This is a genomic window from Enterococcus sp. 3H8_DIV0648 (genome assembly GCF_002140655.1).
GTDB classification, from domain to species: Bacteria; Bacillota; Bacilli; order Lactobacillales; family Enterococcaceae; genus Enterococcus_A; species Enterococcus_A hulanensis.
On sequence record NZ_NGLG01000001.1, the window covers coordinates 3,321,748 to 3,325,933 of the forward strand.

Annotated in this window: 3 protein-coding genes; 2 read left to right on the top strand and 1 reads right to left on the bottom strand. The window is 34.6% G+C overall.

Going from position 1 to position 4,186, the window contains the following annotated elements; translation table 11 throughout:
• Positions 1-145 precede the first annotated feature (145 nt).
• The gene (locus A5875_RS15275; protein WP_176244693.1) at positions 146-928 is read right to left on the bottom strand and encodes a helix-turn-helix domain-containing protein; all 783 of its coding nucleotides are present in this window, start codon (positions 926-928) and stop codon (positions 146-148) included.
• 453 nt (positions 929-1,381) lie between these two features.
• Between A5875_RS15275 and A5875_RS15280 the strand changes: the two genes are divergently transcribed.
• Together A5875_RS15280 and A5875_RS15285 are read left to right on the top strand one after the other, a co-directional pair.
• Entirely contained in the window at positions 1,382-2,464 is a 1,083-nt protein-coding gene (locus A5875_RS15280; RefSeq protein ID WP_088934378.1) for an acyltransferase family protein, read from the top strand.
• Positions 2,461-4,173 carry a hypothetical protein gene (locus A5875_RS15285; RefSeq protein WP_088934379.1) on the top strand — a complete coding sequence of 571 codons (1,713 nt, stop codon included), beginning with the start codon at positions 2,461-2,463 and terminating at the stop codon, positions 4,171-4,173. The genes A5875_RS15280 and A5875_RS15285 overlap by 4 nt, the downstream gene beginning before the upstream one ends.
• The last annotated feature ends 13 nt before the right edge of the window (positions 4,174-4,186 follow it).

Consider the following 4,186-nt stretch of genomic DNA (forward strand, 5'->3'; position numbering starts at 1 on the left):
TCCTATGCTGGATTAATAATGGAGGGAGGATATAGTGACAAAGCATTATGTTTATCCAGTCTATAATGAATTGTGAAATTGGCTCAGTTGTTTAAAGCTGAAGAAAGTGGAAGGAATCGGAATAACATATTTCTTTCCACTTCTATCATTTAGCTGGCAATTTTTCTAAACTTTTAATATCCGCAATTTTATCACTCGTGTCTTTAATTAACGGCCATTTATCCTTTGCTTGTTGACGAGAAAACATTTGGGCTCCTTTTTTACTGTTATACAAATAAAGATTTTTTCCTATATTAGAATCAAACCCCTCATTTAACAAGTTATCCCTATTGCTATAGACGACTGCTTTGCTTTCCTTCCTCGCGCCAAACAATTTATGGTGTCCCCATATTTGAATTTCAACGCCCTCCGCATCAGAGGTCACATTAGTCCCCGATATCTTTGTTAAATCAATTAGCCACTTATTCGTTTTAAAATAAATTGTATATTCAACATCCTGTGGCAAAGTAACTTCCTCACCGGTTTGTTCGACGAATACTACTTCTTCTGGCAATATCTGTTTCGTAATTTTCGTGATCTCAATATCGTCTTTTTCTAAATAAATTAAATCAACCCACCAGAAAAAACTAAAAATAGAAATCACTCCGATGGAAATTACTGCAAGAAACAGAATTAATCCTTTAAATAATCGCTTCTGTTTAGTATCAAAACTCAACTCCTTGACCATGCCGGTATCTTCCTTCAGAAGTCCTTCTAAAGAAATATCAAAGAGTTCACTTAGTTGAACTACTTGTTTTAAATCAGGATAGCTTTTTCCATTCTCCCATTTAGAAATCAATTGGCGCGTGACAAAAAATTGCTGTGCCAAATCTTCCTGTGTCCAATTTCTTTCGGTTCTTTTCTCTTTGATAATTTTTCCAATATCCATCTTTTGCTCCCTCCTTGCCCCTATATTTAATTTAACGGAAATTACTCCAAATAGAAATTCCATCTAGTGAAATTAGGCTTGCAACAAATGATAACATCTTGATCTATCAACCTTTCTAGCATGTTCAGTTTGATTGCGATAATTTCCCCCCGATGTTTGCTTTTGTTTCTAGCCGACAATTTCATCCTGCTTTACTGTGAACTAAAGAGAACATTTCTATCTCTCAGGAGTGCCAAAAATTGTAAAAAAAAAATCAAGCTGAAGTCCATTGTTCATTTCTCAAAAACTCACTATGGTCTGGTTAACTTATCCTACTCTTCTGACTCGGCTTTACCTTTTATCATGCCTTCCGTGAGAGTAGTGTTCTTTTTTGCTTTAGCAAACTCTCTAGCAAATTTACTAGCTTAAGTCTTCGCTAATGAAGATTTTTCGCTACAAAAAGGAATGAAGATTATGGAAACCAGTCAACCAATAAAAAACAATTTTCCCTTACTTGATCTCACACAATATGCAGCTTCGCTATTTGTCATTTTGGCTCATTGTGATCGTTTAGCTGAAAATGATTTTATTCATTTTTTCTTGAAAGTTTGCTGCGCTCGTTTAGCCGTACCTATTTTCCTTATAGGTTCTAGTTACTTTTTTCGCTTAAAGCAAAGGCAAAATACAAGATATCCAGGTATTTTTTTTAAACGTCAATGGAAAACATACCTATTTTGGAGCTTGATCTATCTTCCTTATGGGATTTTATTTATTCAGGATCTAGGTGTACCTTCTAATTTATATTTAGCTGCTCTCCCTGTTGGCTTAGCTTATTTAGGGGTTTGTTATCATTTGTGGTATTTTCCCGCATTGTTTTTTGGCCTTTGGCTAGTTAGAAAATGGTTGCGCCATTTCAATTATCCTATTACTTTCAGTATTTGTCTTCTATTGTTTGCATTGGGAGCGACAGAAACATACTCAGGTTATCTTCAAGGGACTTTGATTTATGACCTATATGCTTTTTACAATCAAATCTTTATGACAACTCGCAATGGTCTTTTCTACACGCCTGTTTTCATTCTTATTGGTTTTTTTTTAGCAGATTATCTGGAAGGGAATCATACTTTCTTGCAACGGCATATTCCTGTGAAATTCGGAATTAGTCTGATTCTTTTAGGGATTGAAACGCTAATTATTTGTTTAAGACAGGGAGATGACAAGAATTTTCTCTTTTCCTTGCTTCCTGCCTCATTATTTTTAATGATTTTGCTTTTGCGTTCCAATACCTTGCAAAACAGGAATTTTTCACACTTACGAAAATCAGCTCAATATTTATTCTTTTTACATCCTGCTTTTCTTGAAACGACGAAGTGGTTTCTAGCCCGGTTAGGCGTTCAGAAATTCCAAGGAATTCCATTGTTTTTAATAACTTTCGTATTGACTACTTTAAGTATAGAAATCTTATTTCTTATAAAAAAACGTTTGGCATATCGGACCATTTTACCTCAAATAATTCAACCCGAAAATAAATTTCTGTCCTCAAGGAGGAAATTATGATAGCTAAATTTTTACAAAATCGTTTTTTTCCATTTTTCTTAATTTTCAGTATTGCTCTTCTTTTCACATTACCACAAATTATCAGCGGGGGAATGATTATTGGTTCTGATGCTATTTTTCATTTTAATCGCTTTTACGATACGGCTATGCAAATCAAAACTGGCAATATCCACTACTTCTTAACAACTTTTGGGTTTCAGCAAACGGGACGTATTATCAATCCTTTGTATGGACCACTGATGGCCTATATTCAAGGCCTATTGGTATTAATCAGTGGTTCTTGGTTTAGCTATCAGATATTGGCCAATTTTATTCTATATTGTATTTCAGGCGTTTCAATGTTTAGCCTCTTGAAATGCAATAAAGTAAGTTTGAAAATCAATTTATTTACGTCTATTCTTTTCATGACTACGTACAGTGTCCATTACTGGACGATAGGTCAGTCCTTTAGTAGTTGGGGTGCCGTTTTTTTACCATTTGCTTTGATTCCTTTACGCAAAATGGTGCTGGAAGGAAAAATAGCAATTGTGCAGATAGGCTTCTCAGTGGCATTGATGATGCAAACTCACCTTTTTTCTTGCCTGCTGTTGGTTCTAATCTATTTTATTTTTTTCATTTTCAGTTGGTGGAAAAGCCAGCATAAAATTCAAATGATCCGTGATATCGCTTTGTCAGTTTTATTATTTTCTCTACTAACAGCGAATATATGGATGAACATGCTGCATCTTTATTTGACAAATGAAATTTTGCCACCATTTATTAATCAAAGCTTGGACAGCAACACCATTAATCGCAGTAGTTGGTACTGGCTAGTAAATCCAATTTTTTTAGTTCCAATCATTATTTGTCAGTTTAAATGCTTAGTTAGTCCACAACAAACGCCTTCTCAGGTCAATAAGATGGCTTCTATCACTGCAATACTTTTTCTAATTCTTTCTTCTAGTTTAATTCCTTGGAAGTTTCTAATGAGTCAAGAAATCAAATTTGTTGAATTGATTCAATTTCCGTTTCGCTTTTTTATTCCCTTTACGGTTCTCATTTTGTTTTCCTTAGCATTATCTCTTGAAGAAAACAGTCTTCAGCGAAAAGCTTACTCAAAATATCGTCATCCAGTCATTATACTTAGTTTAGTTCAAGTTTTGTTAACTAGTAGTTATGGCTTGAGTTGCTGGTTGCTAAATGATGTTCATAGTTTCGAAAGTTTACATACGCATATTCAACCGGTAGACAGTCAAGTCATCAAAGATTCTTTCCATCAAAATGACCTTGCTCAAGGACTAAGTTATTGGGAGAAATCGACGCCTGACTATTTGCCTCTTTATCAAAAGACAGAAAAAAATAAATATCAGCTATACGAAAAGTTGATTCTCCAGCAACATCGGCAATTCGAAAAAAGAGCATGCAAGGAAGGTTTGCGGATCGAGTGGACATCTCAAGGGAAAGAAACAACAAATTTACCAATCGTTCTCTACCAAAACAGTCAATTAATAGTGAATGGTCAAGAAATTTCTCCTCAAGAGGCAACTCTTAGTTATATTGGAACACCCACTATCCAACAAGTTGCTGGTAAGAATTATGCGATTTTAACTTATAAAACACCGTCTTATTTCACTTGCAGTCTACGACTCACTCTTATCAGTTGGCTAATCCTATGCCTATATGCAGTGTTTAGAATAATAAAAAAATCAAGTGGCGATCATTTCTTTTGACTTCACATTATAG

Bases quoted from the DNA above. Each gene is read 5' to 3' on its own strand.
- A5875_RS15275 (WP_176244693.1), bottom strand. From the start codon at position 928: ATGGATATTGGAAAAATTATCAAAGAGAAAAGAACCGAAAGAAATTGG.
- A5875_RS15285 (WP_088934379.1), top strand. From the start codon at position 2,461: ATGATAGCTAAATTTTTACAAAATCGTTTTTTTCCATTTTTCTTAATT.
- A5875_RS15280 (WP_088934378.1), top strand. From the start codon at position 1,382: ATGGAAACCAGTCAACCAATAAAAAACAATTTTCCCTTACTTGATCTC.